Here is a 16,688-nt window from a genome sequence, read left to right on the forward strand (position 1 = left end):
GAGCTGGGATCGGTCTTGTTTTTTAGGTAAGCAAAAGGAGGTGAACGTTATGGATTTTACAGAGATCGCCCTTTTGCTTGCGTCAACAACTGCAGGAATAGGTGTAGGTTATTTTATTCGCCGGTCCATTGCAGAAGCGAAGATCTCCAGTGCTGAGGAAGCAGCGAAACAAATCGTAGAAACAGCAAAGAAAGATGCTGAAGCTTCTAAGAAGGAAGTGATTTTAGAAGCAAAGGATGAGGTTCATAAGCTTAGAAGTGAAGCTGATCGAGATATTCGTGAACGCAGAAACGAAATTCAACGTCTAGAAAGAAGGTTATTGCAAAAAGAAGAAACCTTAGACAAAAAAATAGAATCGTTGGAGCGTAAAGAAGAAACTCTGAATCAAAAGGAGAAAAACATATTAGAGACGCGAGCAAAAGTTGAAGAATTATTACAGGAACAAGTTGCGGAATTAGAGAGAATCTCTGGACTAAGTACAGAAGAAGCAAAGCAAATGATCCTGGATAATGTTGAACGCGAAGTACGTCATGATGCTACTATGATGGTAAAAGAGATCGAGCAACAAGCTCGTGAGGAAGCAGATAAGAAAGCAAGAGAGATTATCACCACGGCTATACAACGTTGTGCAGCTGACCATGTTGCTGAAACCACAGTTTCCGTTGTAGCTCTTCCAAATGACGAAATGAAGGGTCGTATTATAGGGAGAGAAGGTAGAAATATTAGAGCCCTAGAAACTTTAACAGGGATCGACCTTATCATAGATGATACCCCTGAAGCAGTTATTCTTTCAGGATTTGACCCGATTCGACGTGAAATCGCAAGAACGGCATTGGAAAAGTTGGTAGCGGATGGTCGAATTCATCCAGCACGAATTGAAGAAATGGTTGAAAAGGCACGTAAAGAAGTTGATGAGCGAATTCGTGAATATGGTGAACAGGCCACTTTTGAAGTTGGGGTGCATAATTTACATCCTGACTTAATTAAAATCTTAGGACGACTTAAATTCAGAACAAGTTATGGTCAAAATGTATTGAAGCATTCGATAGAAGTTGCCCATCTATGCGGACTTATGGCTACCGAATTAGGTGAAGATGTTACATTAGCAAAACGAGCAGGATTACTTCATGATATTGGAAAGGCGATCGACCATGAAGTTGAAGGATCTCATGTTGAGATTGGGGTAGAGTTAGCGAAGAAATATAATGAACATCCTGTAGTGGTAAATGGTATTGCATCCCATCATGGAGATGTAGAGCCTACTTCAATTATCGCGGTATTAGTAGGGGCAGCAGATGCGCTTTCTGCCGCAAGACCTGGCGCGAGAAGAGAGACTCTTGAAACTTATATCAAACGATTAGAGAAATTAGAAGAGATATCAGAATCCTTTGATGGCGTGGAAAAGTCTTATGCTATACAAGCTGGTAGAGAAGTTAGAATAATGGTTAATCCAGAGCATATTGATGATAATGAATCCTATATTCTTGCTAGAAATATTACAAAACGAATCGAAAATGAGCTCGATTATCCTGGGCATATCAAAGTAACCGTAATTAGGGAGACAAGAGCTGTAGAATATGCAAAATAAAGTGGCGAATGCCACTTTATTTTTTTCAGATATGATTCAGTTATGATATTGTATAAAAAGGTATGATTAGTAAATGATTTTAAGATGGTATACATAAAATCAAGGAGTGAAAATCGTTGAGAATTTTATTTTTTGGTGATATTGTCGGTTCGATTGGGAGATCTGCTTTAAAAGATCATTTATTGAAAATTAAGGAGAGATATCAACCGCATATCATCATAGCAAATGCTGAGAATGCAGCTTCAGGAAGGGGCATTAATAAGAAAATTGTAAAAGAATTCTTCGAATTGGGGATTCATGTGCTCACGATGGGAAATCACACATGGGATCAGAAAGAGATTTATGAGTTTATTGATGATTATAAAAATTTAATACGGCCTGCTAACTTTCCTATCGGGACACCGGGAAATGGATACACAATTATCAACTTTAATGCATATAAATTAGCAGTAATCAATATTCAAGGAAGAACTTTCTTGCCTCCTTTAGATTGTCCATTCCGAAAGGCAAATGAAATTATAGAAAAAATTAAAAGTATAACCCCAAATATCATTGTCGACTTCCATGCAGAAGCGACATCTGAAAAACAAGCAATGGGTTGGTATTTAGACGGTCTAGTTTCTGCAGTTGTTGGTACACATACCCATGTCCAAACAGCTGATGATCGAATTCTACCAAAAGGTACAGCTTATATTACAGATATCGGAATGGTTGGCTCTTATGATGGGATCCTTGGTATGAGTAAAGAAGCTGTAATTGATAAATTTCTTACGTCTTTACCACAAAGGTTTGAAGTTGACAAGAATGGAAGGTGGCAAATCAATGCCGTTATGATCGAACTTAATTCTGATACTGGCAAAGCAAAAAGTATAGAAAGAATTCGAATTGATCAAGAACATCCGTTATGGAATATGTAATGAAAGTTATTCGAAATTTTTTGATATTTTTCTTGGACTAGAAGGAATTTTTTAAGTATTGAACGAATATATATCATAGTAGTGTTCATCATCCATCATTCAAGGAGGGTTACAATCCATGGAAGTATTAAAAGTTTCAGCAAAATCTAGCCCCAACTCTGTTGCTGGTGCACTAGCTGGGGTGCTACGCGAACGTGGTGCCGCTGAGATTCAAGCGATTGGTGCAGGTGCACTTAATCAAGCTGTAAAAGCAGTAGCAATTGCTAGAGGTTTCGTTGCACCAAGTGGTGTTGACCTTATTTGCATCCCTGCATTTACAGATATTGTGATTGATGGCGAAGAAAGAACCGCTATTAAGTTGATCGTTGAGCCTAGATAAGTCCGACATTGAGAACCTGTTTTCCCCAAGGAAGACAGGTTTTTCTCCGTGTTTAGGAAAATGGAATGAAAAAAACTTCAAGAAAGGAAAGAAATAAATTGATCATTGATGCGCACACAGATGTCCTTTGGAAAATGTTAAATTATCCAGATATTGATTTTTATGAGGCAAGCAATCAATTAGATGTGAACTTTCCCAATATGGAAAAGGGAAATATCGACGTTCAGGTATTCGCTATTTTTGTTTCAACTTATTCTAAGACGTCTAGGTTTTCCATTGCTATGCAATCCATAGATGATTTTTATGAAAAGATTTTAAGATCTAATCAAATTCAATTAGCTACTAATTTTAAACAAATTGAATCCGGTTTAAAATTAGGGAGAAAAATAGCTTTATTATCACTAGAGGGTGCTGAAGCAATCGAAGGAGATTTGAGAAAACTAAGAGCCTTTTATCGTCTTGGTGTGAGAGCAATGGGTTTAACATGGAATCATGCTAATGAGGTTGCTGATGGAGTTGGAGAATCTAGAAATGGAGGGCTTACCTCGTTTGGCAGACTTGTTGTAGAAGAAATGAATCGCTTAGGAATGATGATCGATGTTTCCCATTTAGCTGAAACAGGGTTTTGGGAGGTTATTGAATTAACCAAAGCTCCTATTATTGCCTCACATTCAAATAGTAGACAAATTTGCAACCACCCAAGGAATTTAACAGATGAACAAATTCAAGCAATCATCGAAAATGGTGGTATGATCGGGGTTACCTTTGTTAGAGATTTTACAGCTCATAAGGAAGACCCAAATATTGAGGATTTAGTCAAACACATTGAACATATTGCAGAATTAGGGGGAATATCGAATATTGGATTAGGTTCCGATTTTGATGGTGCAACTCCAGTAGTTGGTTTGGAAAACGCCAGCAGAATAAATTGTTTAACGAATGTATTATCTAAACATTACCCAGATGATCAGGTGCAAGGCATTTTAGGTAAGAATTGGTTAAATTATTATAAAAAAATCTTATAATAATTACTAAACATTATTAAATATTGCGAAAAATGTAAAGATTCTTTGAAATAATGAGGAAATAACCGTTGATTTTAGAAAATAAGCAATATATTTTGTTCCTGCATCTTCTAAAAACAAATACAATATTGTAAACGGTTTGCATTTTTCTTGAATAAAGCATACACTTGAATAAGTTTCAGGTAATTGTAGATGTGAGGTGAAGGGGAGAAATTGAAAAAATAGTAGTTTCATAGAAACAGTTTTTATTTAACCATTTCAAAGGGGTGGAGAAAATGATTAATCAACTTTCTTGGAAAGTTGGCGGACAGCAAGGGGAAGGAATTGATAGTACAGGGGAAATTTTTGCTATTGCATTAAATCGTTTAGGATATCATTTATTTGGTTATCGTCATTTTTCATCCAGAATTAAAGGTGGTCATACAAACTATAAAATTCGTGTAAGCACTGAATCTATGAGAGCGATTTCAGACGACTTAGATATTTTAATAGCTTTTGATCAAGAAACCATTGATTTGAACAGTAAGGAATTACGAAATGGTGGCGTCTTAATCGCAGATTCTAAATTTAATCCAGTTGTGACAAAAGAAAATATTCGTTTCTTTTCAGTCCCAATCACTGAAATTGCCCAGAATCTTGGTACTTCATTGATGAAAAACATGGTTGCTCTTGGTGCAACAAGTGCATTGCTGGGTTTACCTACAGAGATATTTAAAGAAATAGTAGAAGAAATGTTTTTGAAGAAAGGTCAAGAAGTTGTAAATAAAAATATGGAAGCACTTAATCAAGGTGCAGAATTTATCAATAAAGAAACAAATGGACCCTTAGAGGCTTTTCAACTTGCCAAAGCAGATGGGAAAAAGCGGCTCTTTATGACTGGTAATGAGGCTGTTGCACTCGGATGTATTTCAGCTGGAGTTCGCTTTATGTCAGCTTATCCAATTACACCTGCAACTGAAGTAATGGAATATTTGATTAAAAAATTGCCTCAGTTGAATGGTTCAGTTGTCCAAACTGAAGATGAAATAGCTGCTATTACGATGGCAATCGGTGCATCATATGGTGGTGCCCGTTCAATGACATCTACTTCTGGACCTGGTCTTTCTTTGATGCAGGAAGCAATCGGTTTAGCTGGTATTACAGAGACTCCTATTGTTATTATCGATGTGCAAAGAGGAGGCCCAAGTACAGGCTTACCCACAAAAAATGAACAAAGTGACTTTAATGCGGCTCTCTACGGAAGTCATGGAGAAATTCCAAAAATTGTAATTGCACCAAACTCTGTTGAGGATGCATTCTATGATACAGTGCAAGCTTTTAATTTAGCTGATCAATATCAATGTCCTGTTATTGTGCTTACAGACTTAGCGTTAGGTATGGGGAAACAAACGGTGGAACCTCTAGATTATGATAGGATAGAAATTGATCGTGGCAAATTCTTAGGAAATGAAGAATTACCAGAATTGGAAGGCCCAATGTATAAGAGATATTTATTTACTGAGGATGGAATTTCTCCACGTGTCATTCCAGGTCAAAAACATGGTATTCATCATGTAACTGGAGTTGAACATGCTGAAACTGGAAGCCCTTCAGAAAATCCATTAAATCGTAAAAAGATGATGGATAAACGTCTAAATAAAATTAAGAATGTTAAATTTAATACCCCTGTTTATACTAAAGCGATGCATGATAATGCAGACCTATTAATTGTTGGTATTGGATCAACCCAAGGTGTTATTGCTGAAGCAATTGGTCGTTTAGAAAATGAAGGATTAAAAGTAAACCAAGCACATATTCGTTTGGTTGCACCATTCCCTAAGGATGAAATGAAAGCGTTAATGAGTAAAGCAAAAAAAGTAATTGTTGTTGAGAACAACGGTACAGGCCAAATTGCTAACTTGATCAAATTAAATGTTGGGATGGCTGAAAAAGTTCAAAGTCTCTTAAAATATGATGGTAATCCATTCTTACCTTCGGAAATTTATAATGGATGTAAGGGGTTGATGTAAATGGCAACATTTAAAGATTTTCGTAATGATATCAAACCAAACTGGTGTCCAGGCTGTGGAGATTTTGCTGTTCAGGCTGCTATTCAAAGAGCTGCAGCAAATATAGGAATAGAACCAGAAAATTTTGCTATTGTATCTGGAATTGGTTGTTCAGGGCGTATTTCCGGCTATATTAATGCTTATGGATTTCATGGTATCCATGGTCGTGCCCTTCCTATTGCACAAGGCTTAAAAATGGCAAATCGTGAATTAACGGTTTTAGCAGCTGGTGGTGATGGAGATGGATTTGCGATTGGAACCAACCATACCATTCATTCGATTCGTAGAAATATTGATATTACTTATGTGGTTATGGATAACCAAATTTATGGTCTAACAAAAGGTCAAACATCACCAAGAAGTGCTTTTGGTACAAAAACAAAAAGTACGCCAAAGGGATCAATTGAACCATCAATTCGACCTCTAGAATTAGCCATCTCAGCTGGAGCAGGATTTGTAGCTCAAGGATTTTCAGGAGATTTAGCACAATTAACTAAAATAATTGAAGAAGGTATGAAGCATAAAGGCTTTGCTTTTATCAATGTTTTTAGTCCTTGTGTAACTTTTAATAAGGTTAATACTTATGAATGGTTTAAAGAAAATATTATAAATCTTGATAACGATCCGGATTTTGATTCTTCTAACCGTTCATTGGCAGTGCAAAAGGTAATGGAACATGATGGATTGGTAACCGGTATTATTTATAAAGACAGCGAAAGAGAATCTTATGAAAATTTAGTTCCTAATTTTAAACAAACACCACTTATTAAGCAAGATATGAGCTTATCGCGGGAAGACTTTACATCTTTTTTAAAGGAATTTGAATAAGAAAATAGTTGAATAAAATAAAAGACCACCTTTTGGTGGTCTTTTATTTATAATATAAGAGGGTCAAGTAAAGGGTATTTCTCCCTAGATCTAGGATATCCAAACTTTTGCTCATTTATACAAAAAAAGAATTATTTTTCGTATAAATTGATATGATATTCAAAATATAAGCTTGTATTTCATTCGGTTTAATTTGTCATCTTGATAAAAAATAAGGTATAATATGTATTGGTTTTTTTTCATCACATATTAGGAAGGAGTTTTCATGATGAAAGTACCTGTAGGTATTTCCAATCGTCATATTCATCTCTCACGTAAAGATTTAGATATTCTATTTGGTGAAGGGTACGAGTTAACTGTACTCAAAGACCTATCCCAACCAGGTCAATTTGCTTCAGAAGAAGTTGTTACCATCGAAGGGCCAAAAGGAAAAATCAATAATATTCGTATTCTTGGACCCGTTAGAAAAGAAACACAAATTGAAATCTCAAGAACAGATAGTTTTGTTTTAGGGGTCAAACCACCTGTTCGTGATTCAGGCTATCTTGAAGGTACTCCAGGGGTTAAGGTTATTGGCCCAAAAGGAGAAGTTGAATTAGAAAAAGGTGTAATTATTGCTGCTCGCCATATTCATTTTCATACAACAGATGCCGAAAAATTTGGTGTAAGAGATCAAGATCGTTTACGTGTAGTTGTTGAAGGTGAACGTGGAGTTATTTTTGAAAATGTTTTGGCAAGGGTATCTCCTAATTATGCTTTAGATTTCCATGTAGATACAGATGAAGGGAATGCAGCTGGATTAAAAAATGGAGATATGGTTGAAGTATTAAAATATGAGGAATAAGATGAAAGCTTCCTATAAGGGAGCTTTTTCTCTAAGGGGGATTACAAATGAAGGTAACTGTTATAGGTTATCAATCACCATATCCTGGACCAGATCACGCCGGTCCTGGTTTTTTGTTAGAGCATGAGAAAAAGTATTATTTAATTGACGTAGGAAGTGGAGTACTTTCTCGTTTACAAAAAATGATTGATTTAAATAAACTAGATGCTGTCTTTATTTCACATTTACATCATGATCATATGAGCGATTTTCTTGTTCTTCAATACGCAATTCAAATGCAATTTATTATGGAAAGAAGGACAAAGCCATTACCAGTTTATTTTCCTGGCATTCCAAATCAAATTGCAGATCTGATCCCTTTTCAACATTTTATTGATCCACATATCATTGATGAGCAAACATTGTTATATTTAAATGACTTAGAAATTTCTTTTTTACGTACAGAGCATGCAGTACCTTGTTTTGCTATGAAATTTAAAACGAGGGAAAAAACTTTTGTTTATGGCGCAGATTCTGGCACCGGTACAAAGTGGTCTCCGTTTGCAGACCAAACAGATTTACTTATTTTAGAATGTACATATATGCAAAAAGACAGGCCTGCACGACCATCAGCCCATTTGGCAACATCTGATGTGGCAGAGATTAGCCAATGGTTAAAACCGAAACAGCTATTATTAACCCATTTTTATCCTAAGTATGATCCAAAGGAAATTGAAAAAGAAGTAGTTGACTATGGTGTTTTAGGAACGTTACATCTACCTGAGTTTGGAAAGGTTGTTTTTGTCTAATGACTTTGTTTCATATCTTAACCTTTGCTCAAAACTTATTAAAGGAAAGAGTTCAGACTGGCGACATCGTGGTTGATTGCACCTGCGGAAATGGAAATGATACCCTTTTTTTAGCTCAATTGGTAGGAAAGAGTGGGAAAGTATATGGTTTTGACATCCAGCAACAAGCTATAGAAAAAACGAAGGAGTTATTAAAAGAGCACCAACTTTTAGATCAAGTTAAATGCATTCAAGACAGTCATGAGCACATAACACAATGGATTAACGAACCAATCACTGCAGCTATGTTTAACTTAGGATATTTACCAGGAGGAGACAAAAAAATAACAACCCATTATGATACGACAATTAAAGCGATAGAAGGTCTACTTCCTTTATTAAAGGTTAACGGATTGATTACCATAGCTCTTTATGTTGGACACGATGTGGGAAATGAAGCGAAAGAAGTAGAAAAGTTTTTAATGAGTCTGCCGCAAAAGCAATTTTCTGTATTAAAATATCAGTTTATTAACCAAGTTAACTTCCCCCCTATTTGATTGTAGTCGAAAAGAAAAAATAATATTTTATAAAAGTAATGAAAAGAGAGTTATACTTTCTTTATTGGATCAAAAAGCAGCAGCCTACCGACTGCTGCTTTTCTTCTACCTATCCTTCATTAGGGGAGCCAACTTTCATTTTAAAACTAGGTTTTTTCCCTTTTAAACCTTCATTATGCTCAGGAAAATATTGATATCTTTGTGATTTAGCTTCTCTAGCTCGTGGCCTTCCAACAGGCTTATAGAATTCAGTCGCAAATTCTTCTCTAGCAAAATCTCTTTTGTTATGAAAGATATCATTATGGTTAGGCATATTTTCCCCCCTCTAGAATGGTATATCTATATTCTTCCCGTCTACATAATACTCATACGAACAGCCAATGAATTCCTTTAACTACGCATGAAAAATATGATATAATAATCATCGTGACTTCAAAAACAAAATTCTGAATTTGACATAAAAGGAGGTATTTAAATGGCAAAGGAGAATCCAACGGACTTAAAATCCGAACAGGATGTTTCAAAGTATTTTATTCCCCCTGATTTAAAAAAGGCAAAAAAACGTGGTAAAGAAGATGTAAAAGTGATTAGGGATTTTGATATTCCTGAAGATATGCAAAAAATTGGAAAAGGTAAGTATTATTTAGTTCGTACCTATGGGTGTCAAATGAACGCACATGACTCTGAAACAATGGCTGGTATTTTTGAAGCGATGGGATATCAAGAAACTGAAGAAGAAAATCAAGCGGATGTCATCCTTTTTAATACGTGTGCTATCCGCGAAAATGCTGAAGATAAGGTTTTTGGTGAACTAGGTAGACTTAAACACTTAAAATTAGAAAAACCTGATTTGATTTTAGGTGTGGCAGGATGTATGTCACAAGAAGAAAAAGTGGTCAATAAAATTCTTAAGTCATACCAACATGTAGATTTAATTTTTGGAACCCACAATATTCATCGTCTTCCAGATTTGTTAAGGGACGCTTTATTCAACAAAGAACTGGTTGTTGAGGTATGGTCTAAAGAGGGAGATATTATTGAACAGATGCCAAAGGTCAGGGAAAATGGCCTAAAAGCATGGGTAAATATCATGTATGGCTGTGATAAGTTTTGTACGTATTGTATCGTCCCCTATACTCGTGGAAAAGAGCGTAGCAGACGACCTGAGGACGTCATTGCAGAAGTACGAGAGCTTGCGCGTCAAGGCTATAAGGAAATAACGTTATTGGGACAAAATGTGAATGCGTATGGGAAAGATTTAGAAATTGATTATGGTTTTGGACATTTGTTGGATGACTTAAGAAAAATTGATGTTCCTAGAATTCGGTTTATGACAAGCCATCCAAGAGATTTCGATGACTATCTGATTGAAGTATTGGCGAAAAGAGGAAATTTAGTTGAGCATATTCATCTGCCATTCCAATCGGGTAATACTGAAGTTTTAAAAAAGATGGCAAGAAAATATTCTAGGGAACAATATCTTGAGTTAGTGAATAAAATTAAGAAGGCAATCCCAGATGTGGTATTAACCACAGATATCATTGTTGGATTCCCGGGAGAAACGGAAGAACAATTCCAAGACACCTTATCCTTGGTAGAGGAAGTAGGTTTTGATTCTGCTTATACTTTTATCTATTCTCCTCGTGCAGGTACTCCCGCAGCTATAATGGAGGACAGTATCCCGGAAGAAGTAAAAAAAGACCGTCTTCAACGCTTAAATGATCTGCAGAACAGAATAAGCCGTGAGCGGAATGAAGCATTAAAGGATCAAATTGTTGAAGTATTAGTTGAAGGTGAAAGTAAAAATGACCCCGAGGTCTTATCTGGTAGAACAAGAACGAATAAGTTAGTCAACTTTAAAGGGGATAAATCGCTAATTGGCCAAATGATTGATGTGCGAATTACGGAACCACAGACTTGGACTTTGAAAGGTGAAATTGTAGCTATGCCTTTAAAGGAGGAAATTCTTGATGTCGCAAATGGATAGGGAACAAATTCTTGAAAAAGTGAAGGAATTGGCCAATTCAATTTGTGAACAAGAGGAGATTCAAATTTATCAAAAAGCTGAACGTCAGATAAAGCACCATAGAAGAATACAGGAATTGATTGTTTTAATAAAAAAGAAACAACAGGAGTTAGTCAATGCAAAACATTTAAAAAAAACAAATTATATAAAACAACTTGAAAATGAATTAGATCTATTAAATAATGAACTTCATTCGATTCCCTTAGTTAGTCAATACCAACAAAATCAACGGGAGATTAACAGATATCTTCAATCAATTATTAAGCTTTTGAAGGAACAAATTTCAGATCAACTTTTATTCGATGAGGATGATCTTCCAAACCCGGAACTCGATCAGGTTTTTCAGTTGAAACTTTGACACCTACAGATCTTTCTGTAGGTTTTTTTATTGGTTTCTTTCACCATAGACATATGCCCTGCATACTATTAATTGAGAATCGATTGAGGAGGGTACAAAATGTTGCATACAGAAAAAGACCTGCAATGTCGAGAAATAATCACTAAAGCGGTCTGTGGTAAAGGACGAAAGTTCTCTAAAGCAACACATACCATAGTTCTCGATAACAAACCATCTAATATTCTGGGAAGCTGGGCAATTAACCATTCCTTTGAAGCTGAAAAAGTTGGCGACATGATTGAAGTAGTAGGTACTTATGATATCAACTTATGGTATTCATATGCGAATAATACGAAAACAACAGTAGCTACAGAAACAGTTTCTTATGTTGAACAAGTACCACTATCTTTTCTAGATAGTAACTGCACAAATAATCATCTAGAGGTCTCAGCAATAGCTACTCAAGCTCCTACATGCATAGATGCCAAAATCGCATCAAATGGAAATGCAGTCATGGTGGAAGTAGAGAGGGAGTTTTTAGTTGAAATTGTAGGGGAAACGAAAGTTTGTGTTGTGATTTGCCCAGGAGATTGTGACGACGACAAAGGATTCTTACTGGATGATGAAGATGTGGACACAGATGAAGCAGAAGATTTAGATCCATCTTTTATCATTGATGACTTAGAGTAATGAGAGTGGTAAAAAGAGGGGGGGAATCTCCCTCTTTTTTCACTATTTGTCATGTTTCTGAATATGATAACGTTGTATCCCTAGAAAAATGGGGGAAAAAACATGACATTTATGCATTATGAAGAAATTCAAAAAAAGGAAAGTAACATGGGACTGTTAAATAAAAAGGCTCATTTTATAACCATTGATAATAATGGACTAATACAACAATTTAAACATTTAAATATTCATGGTATCAATACAATGTTAATAACAGACAAAAATGGAATAGAAAGGTTCAGAAGATTAAATTTTAAAAATATCTATCTTATTCCAGTATTCCAACAAAAAATTCTTACTTTTTTTAAACAAAAGCAAAAGAATACCACAAATTGGAGTAATAATGATATTTTCCAACAAAAAGGGAAAAAAGTGATTGAAGAAATTCCTAAGCTGAATACAAAAAGAGAACAAAGAATAATAAGTGAAATTGCCATTCGAGCAGTTTATGCTCTTAATCTAGATTATGCTTTAGTGAAAGTAGGGGTAACTGTCGGTGAAAAACCATGGATTTTATATGTAAATCCTACAATTGAAGGCAATGAAAAAATTGAAGAATTATTTAACGTGGCCATTCAAGAGTTCCTGACAAAATGGAATCAGTTATTAAGTGCTTCTTCTTATAAAGTAACCCTTGGAGCTGATCCTGAATTTGTTTTAAGAGGACCAAGTGGACAGTTGATTTTAGCATCGCAATATTTACCTAAGAAAGGATTGGTAGGCTGTGATGATATATGGACGAATCACGATCGTTCACAACTGCCATTAGGTGAATTTAGACCAATTCCTAGTGAAGATCCAAAGAAATTATTGATTAATCTTTATAGAACAATGTTATTAGGAAGTAAAAAGATAAGAAATACCCATGTTGAATGGTTAGCAGGAGCTTTACCAATTAAAGGGTATCCAATAGGTGGGCACGTTCACTTTAGTCATATTTGGCTTAATTCTTTTCTTTTAAGGGCTTTAGATAATTATTTGACTTTACCTATTTTTTTACTAGAAGACCCAAATGGAAAAGGTAGACGGCCGAAATATGGATTTTTAGGTGATTATAGGGAACAGTTTCATGGTGGGTTTGAATATCGTACCTTACCAAGCTGGATTGTTTCGCCAACGATTACGAAAGGGGTATTTGCTTTAGCCAAAATAATTGCTGAGAACTATATATACCTTTACCAAAATCCATTACAAGAAATTGAAATACAGCGAGCCTATTATGAAGGAGATAAAGATGCAATCAGGCCTGTGGTTGAAGGATTATGGGAAGAATTAAAACAACTTAAGGACTATCAAACATATCAATCCTATCTAAATCCATTAAAGAATTTAATCGATCGTGATTATTCTTGGGATGAAAATAAAGATATTAGAAAGCTATGGAAGCTCCCGCCATATCATAAATAACGTATTTTGAATCATCCACCACAAAACAAATTATATGTTATAATAAAAAGCATAAAATTGTATGTTTTAATGGAGGATGAAGATGGCCACATATACGCCAATGATCCAACAATATTTATCAATTAAGGCAGAATATCCTGATGCCTTTTTATTTTTTCGTTTAGGTGATTTTTATGAAATGTTTTTTGAAGATGCAGAAGTAGCTTCAAGAGAACTAGAAATAACTTTAACAGGCAGAGATGGTGGAGTAGAGGAAAGAATTCCAATGTGTGGGGTTCCTTATCATTCTGCTGAATCCTATATTAATAGATTGATTGAAAAGGGTTATAAAGTAGCAATGTGCGAACAAGTAGAGGATCCTAAGACAGCAAAGGGTGTGGTCAAAAGAGAAGTTATTCGTGTAATTACACCCGGAACTGTTATGGAAGGCAAAGTTTTGGAGCAGCGTGGGAACAATTATTTAGTATCTGTTGCTTATGATGCTGTATTAGACTCTTTCGGTTTATCGGTATCTGATGTGTCGACAGGTGAGTTTTATGGAACGGAGATTACTAGGAATTTTGAAGATGTTATCATGGAACTATCACAATATCATCCATCCGAAGTTCTTATTGAGGAAGATATATACCAACAACATATTCACTTGTTACAACAAGTTAATGCTACTTATACAGTATGGAAGGAAAATATTAAATTAGAACAATTAAACCAAATAGTAAGCGAACATTTCCCACATTTAGAACCAATCTCGAAATCGATCTTAATCAGTGCTGGGAATCTATTAAGTTATTTACATAAAACACAACATAAGCGATTCGTTCATTTTAATGAATTTCGTATTTATGATACGAATCAATATATGGTTTTAGATACTTTTACACGAAGAAACTTGGAACTTACACAAACTTCAAGAGATCAGTCGAAGAAGGGTTCTTTACTATGGCTTTTGGACCAAACGGAAACAGCAATGGGAAGTCGTTTGCTTCGCCGTTGGTTGGACAAGCCTTTATTGTCGGTGCATCGTATTGAAGAGCGTCTATCAGGAGTTGAGGCCTTATACAACAACCTGATATTAGCTGAAGATTTAAGCGATCAATTAAAACAAGTTTATGATTTAGAACGAATTATTTCTAAAGTATCTTATGGGAATGCCACTCCAAAAGATTTGTACCTCTTACGAAAAAGTTTAGAGCGCGTTCCTGCAATCATTCAAATAGTTATAGAAAGTGAAGCTGATCCTTTAAAAAAGATTGTCAAGGATTTTGATCTAGTACAAGATGTTTCATCACTCATTGAAAAATCGATTGTAGACGATCCACCTATTTCTTTAAAAGATGGTGGAGTGATAAAGCGCGGCTTTCATCAAAAATTAGATCAATATTATATCGCTAGTACGGAAGGAAAACAATGGCTTCAAGATTTAGAGTTTAGAGAAAGAGAAGAAACAGGTATAAAATCACTAAAAGTAGGATTTAATAAAGTTTTTGGATATTATATTGAAGTGACTAGGTCGAATTTATCCCAGGTACCTGATCGATACATTAGAAAGCAAACTTTAGCCAATGCAGAACGATATATTACAGAAGAATTAAAGGAAAAAGAGTCACAAATTTTAGAAGCTGATGAAAAAATGTTAGATTTAGAATATCAAGTCTTCATAGAGATTCGGGATGCAGTTTCTAAGCAAACTCAACGTTTACAACAATTGGCGCAAAAAATTGCATATCTTGATGTATTACTCTCTTTTGCAAAAGTAAGCTTGAAATATTCTTATGTTCGACCAACCTTTAATCAACTTGGTCACATTACTATTAAAAAAGGACGACATCCTGTAATTGAGGCTGTTCAAAAAGGACATCCTTATATTCCTAATGATGTTATTTTAAACCAGCATCAAGAGCAAATATTGTTAATAACAGGTCCAAATATGGCTGGTAAGAGTACTTATATGAGGCAAATTGCAATTACAGTGATTATGGCACAAATTGGTTGTTTTGTTCCTGCTGAGAGTGCAGATTTATCAATGATTGACCGTATCTTTACTAGAATTGGAGCTGGTGATGACTTAACAAGTGGTCAAAGTACGTTTATGGTTGAAATGACGGAGACAAAACAAGCAATTACTCAAGCTACATCAAATAGTTTGATTTTACTTGATGAAATTGGTAGGGGAACCTCCACCTATGACGGAATGGCTTTAGCTCAAGCAGTCATTGAGTATATTCATGAACATGTAAATGCAAAAACGTTATTTTCTACTCATTATCATGAATTAACTAGTTTAGCAGATCGTTTTCCAAGGATTCAAAATGTCCATGTAAATGTGATCGAAAAAGATGGAAAAGTAGTATTTTTGCATAAGATTGAGAAGGGGAAGGCAGATCGAAGTTATGGTATTCATGTAGCAGAATTAGCAGGGATGCCAAAAGAAGTGATTAAAAATGCAAAAAAGATTTTAGAAGATTTAGAAGCTCAATCAAAACGAGCTCAAGAGTCTGAAAATGATTTGGTTCAACTTGAACTTTTTGAAATTGAACCAAAAATGAAAGCGAGCAAAAAATCAATTGATCCATCTTTGAATGAAAAGATAGCTTTGTATGAAAAGGTCATGACACAAATAGATTCCCTAGATCTATTGAATATGACGCCGATGGAAGGTTTTCAAATTTTATATGATATACAGAAAAAGTTAAGGAAGTGATCACCTTGGGCAAAATAATCGTCCTAGATGACCATATTGCCAATCAAATTGCGGCAGGTGAAGTGGTAGAAAGACCAGCTTCGATTGTAAAGGAATTAATTGAAAATAGTATTGATGCCAGAAGTACAAAGATAGAAATTGAGATAGAAGAAGGTGGATTATCACTTATAAGAATAAAAGATAATGGTGAAGGAATGGATGAAGACGACGTAGATAAGGCATTTTTTCGTCATGCAACAAGTAAGATTAAAACGGGAAAAGATTTATTCAAAATTCGCACATTAGGCTTCAGAGGAGAAGCTCTGCCTAGTATTGCAGCTGTTTCCCGTTTAATCCTGAAAACTTCTTCTAATGAATTTGGTAAAGGAGTAGAAATTCAATTAGAAGGCGGCAAAATAACTCAAAAAAAGAGATTAGTTATACTCGTGGAACTGAGATTATTGTTAGGGATGTTTTTTATAATACCCCTGCAAGGTTAAAATATATGAAATCGTTACAGACAGAGTTAGCACATATTACGGATTACGTTAATCGT

At 35.2% G+C, this 16,688-nt stretch carries 15 protein-coding genes and 1 pseudogene; 15 read left to right on the forward strand and 1 reads right to left on the reverse strand.

The window, feature by feature from the left end; all coding sequences use genetic code 11:
• The first annotated feature begins 49 nt into the window (after positions 1-49).
• The 9 genes from rny to U473_RS05080 all read left to right on the forward strand — a co-directional run bounded on the left by rny (position 50) and on the right by U473_RS05080 (position 8,953).
• Complete coding sequence (gene rny, locus U473_RS05040; protein WP_068723995.1) at positions 50-1,588, forward strand: ribonuclease Y; 1,539 nt, start codon at positions 50-52, stop codon at positions 1,586-1,588.
• Positions 1,589-1,704: 116 nt separating this feature from the next.
• Entirely contained in the window at positions 1,705-2,505 is an 801-nt protein-coding gene (locus U473_RS05045; RefSeq protein WP_068723997.1) for a TIGR00282 family metallophosphoesterase, read from the forward strand.
• A 118-nt stretch (positions 2,506-2,623) separates the two neighbouring features.
• Complete coding sequence (gene spoVS, locus U473_RS05050; protein WP_068723999.1) at positions 2,624-2,884, forward strand: stage V sporulation protein SpoVS; 261 nt, start codon at positions 2,624-2,626, stop codon at positions 2,882-2,884.
• A gap of 65 nt (positions 2,885-2,949) precedes the next feature.
• Positions 2,950-3,909: a dipeptidase gene (locus U473_RS05055; protein WP_082732386.1), complete on the forward strand. Its 960-nt coding sequence runs from the start codon at positions 2,950-2,952 to the stop codon at positions 3,907-3,909.
• 275 nt (positions 3,910-4,184) lie between these two features.
• Positions 4,185-5,918, forward strand: a complete 1,734-nt coding sequence (locus tag U473_RS05060; RefSeq protein ID WP_153012003.1) for a 2-oxoacid:acceptor oxidoreductase subunit alpha — start codon at positions 4,185-4,187, stop codon at positions 5,916-5,918.
• On the forward strand, positions 5,919-6,785 hold the full coding sequence (locus U473_RS05065; RefSeq protein WP_068724001.1) for a 2-oxoacid:ferredoxin oxidoreductase subunit beta: 867 nt from the start codon (positions 5,919-5,921) through the stop codon (positions 6,783-6,785).
• Positions 6,786-7,050: 265 nt separating this feature from the next.
• Positions 7,051-7,629, forward strand: coding sequence for a phosphate propanoyltransferase (gene pduL, locus U473_RS05070; RefSeq protein ID WP_068724004.1), 579 nt, complete (start codon positions 7,051-7,053; stop codon positions 7,627-7,629).
• 47 nt (positions 7,630-7,676) lie between these two features.
• Positions 7,677-8,417 (forward strand): MBL fold metallo-hydrolase, encoded by a 741-nt coding sequence (locus tag U473_RS05075; RefSeq protein ID WP_068724006.1) that lies wholly within the window; start codon positions 7,677-7,679, stop codon positions 8,415-8,417.
• The gene (locus U473_RS05080; protein WP_068724008.1) at positions 8,417-8,953 is read left to right on the forward strand and encodes a tRNA (mnm(5)s(2)U34)-methyltransferase; all 537 of its coding nucleotides are present in this window, start codon (positions 8,417-8,419) and stop codon (positions 8,951-8,953) included. The genes U473_RS05075 and U473_RS05080 overlap by 1 nt, the downstream gene beginning before the upstream one ends.
• 109 nt (positions 8,954-9,062) lie before the next feature.
• On the opposite strand, the gene U473_RS05085 is transcribed toward U473_RS05080, so the two are convergent.
• Positions 9,063-9,266 carry a hypothetical protein gene (locus U473_RS05085; RefSeq protein WP_068724010.1) on the reverse strand — a complete coding sequence of 68 codons (204 nt, stop codon included), beginning with the start codon at positions 9,264-9,266 and terminating at the stop codon, positions 9,063-9,065.
• Positions 9,267-9,428: 162 nt separating this feature from the next.
• Here U473_RS05085 and miaB point away from each other — a divergent pair, with 162 nt between their 5' ends.
• From miaB to mutL, 6 genes and pseudogenes are all read left to right on the forward strand, one after another.
• Positions 9,429-10,940: a tRNA (N6-isopentenyl adenosine(37)-C2)-methylthiotransferase MiaB gene (gene miaB / locus U473_RS05090; protein WP_068724013.1), complete on the forward strand. Its 1,512-nt coding sequence runs from the start codon at positions 9,429-9,431 to the stop codon at positions 10,938-10,940.
• A complete protein-coding gene (locus U473_RS05095; RefSeq protein ID WP_068724015.1) occupies positions 10,924-11,337 on the forward strand; it encodes a YlbF family regulator in 414 nt (137 codons plus the stop codon). Before miaB ends, U473_RS05095 begins: the two co-directional genes overlap by 17 nt.
• Before the next feature lie 99 nt (positions 11,338-11,436).
• Positions 11,437-12,006, forward strand: coding sequence for an outer spore coat protein CotE (gene cotE, locus U473_RS05100; RefSeq protein WP_068724018.1), 570 nt, complete (start codon positions 11,437-11,439; stop codon positions 12,004-12,006).
• 102 nt (positions 12,007-12,108) lie between these two features.
• The gene (locus tag U473_RS05105) at positions 12,109-13,452 is read left to right on the forward strand and encodes a putative amidoligase domain-containing protein (RefSeq protein ID WP_068724021.1); all 1,344 of its coding nucleotides are present in this window, start codon (positions 12,109-12,111) and stop codon (positions 13,450-13,452) included.
• Between the two features lie 82 nt (positions 13,453-13,534).
• Positions 13,535-16,153 carry a DNA mismatch repair protein MutS gene (gene mutS / locus U473_RS05110; protein ID WP_068724023.1) on the forward strand — a complete coding sequence of 873 codons (2,619 nt, stop codon included), beginning with the start codon at positions 13,535-13,537 and terminating at the stop codon, positions 16,151-16,153.
• Positions 16,154-16,158: 5 nt separating this feature from the next.
• Positions 16,159-16,688 (forward strand): annotated as a pseudogene (mutL, locus tag U473_RS05115) (DNA mismatch repair endonuclease MutL); the annotation flags it as partial.

Source organism: Tepidibacillus decaturensis, assembly GCF_001561915.1.
Lineage (GTDB): Bacteria > Bacillota > Bacilli > Tepidibacillales > Tepidibacillaceae > Tepidibacillus_B > Tepidibacillus_B infernus.

Bases quoted from the DNA above. Each gene is read 5' to 3' on its own strand.
- rny (WP_068723995.1), top strand. From the start codon at position 50: ATGGATTTTACAGAGATCGCCCTTTTGCTTGCGTCAACAACTGCAGGA.
- spoVS (WP_068723999.1), top strand. From the start codon at position 2,624: ATGGAAGTATTAAAAGTTTCAGCAAAATCTAGCCCCAACTCTGTTGCT.
- U473_RS05055 (WP_082732386.1), top strand. From the start codon at position 2,950: ATGAAAAAAACTTCAAGAAAGGAAAGAAATAAATTGATCATTGATGCG.
- U473_RS05060 (WP_153012003.1), top strand. From the start codon at position 4,185: ATGATTAATCAACTTTCTTGGAAAGTTGGCGGACAGCAAGGGGAAGGA.
- U473_RS05065 (WP_068724001.1), top strand. From the start codon at position 5,919: ATGGCAACATTTAAAGATTTTCGTAATGATATCAAACCAAACTGGTGT.
- pduL (WP_068724004.1), top strand. From the start codon at position 7,051: ATGATGAAAGTACCTGTAGGTATTTCCAATCGTCATATTCATCTCTCA.
- U473_RS05075 (WP_068724006.1), top strand. From the start codon at position 7,677: ATGAAGGTAACTGTTATAGGTTATCAATCACCATATCCTGGACCAGAT.
- U473_RS05080 (WP_068724008.1), top strand. From the start codon at position 8,417: ATGACTTTGTTTCATATCTTAACCTTTGCTCAAAACTTATTAAAGGAA.
- U473_RS05085 (WP_068724010.1), bottom strand. From the start codon at position 9,266: ATGCCTAACCATAATGATATCTTTCATAACAAAAGAGATTTTGCTAGA.
- miaB (WP_068724013.1), top strand. From the start codon at position 9,429: ATGGCAAAGGAGAATCCAACGGACTTAAAATCCGAACAGGATGTTTCA.
- U473_RS05095 (WP_068724015.1), top strand. From the start codon at position 10,924: ATGTCGCAAATGGATAGGGAACAAATTCTTGAAAAAGTGAAGGAATTG.
- cotE (WP_068724018.1), top strand. From the start codon at position 11,437: ATGTTGCATACAGAAAAAGACCTGCAATGTCGAGAAATAATCACTAAA.
- U473_RS05105 (WP_068724021.1), top strand. From the start codon at position 12,109: ATGACATTTATGCATTATGAAGAAATTCAAAAAAAGGAAAGTAACATG.
- mutS (WP_068724023.1), top strand. From the start codon at position 13,535: ATGGCCACATATACGCCAATGATCCAACAATATTTATCAATTAAGGCA.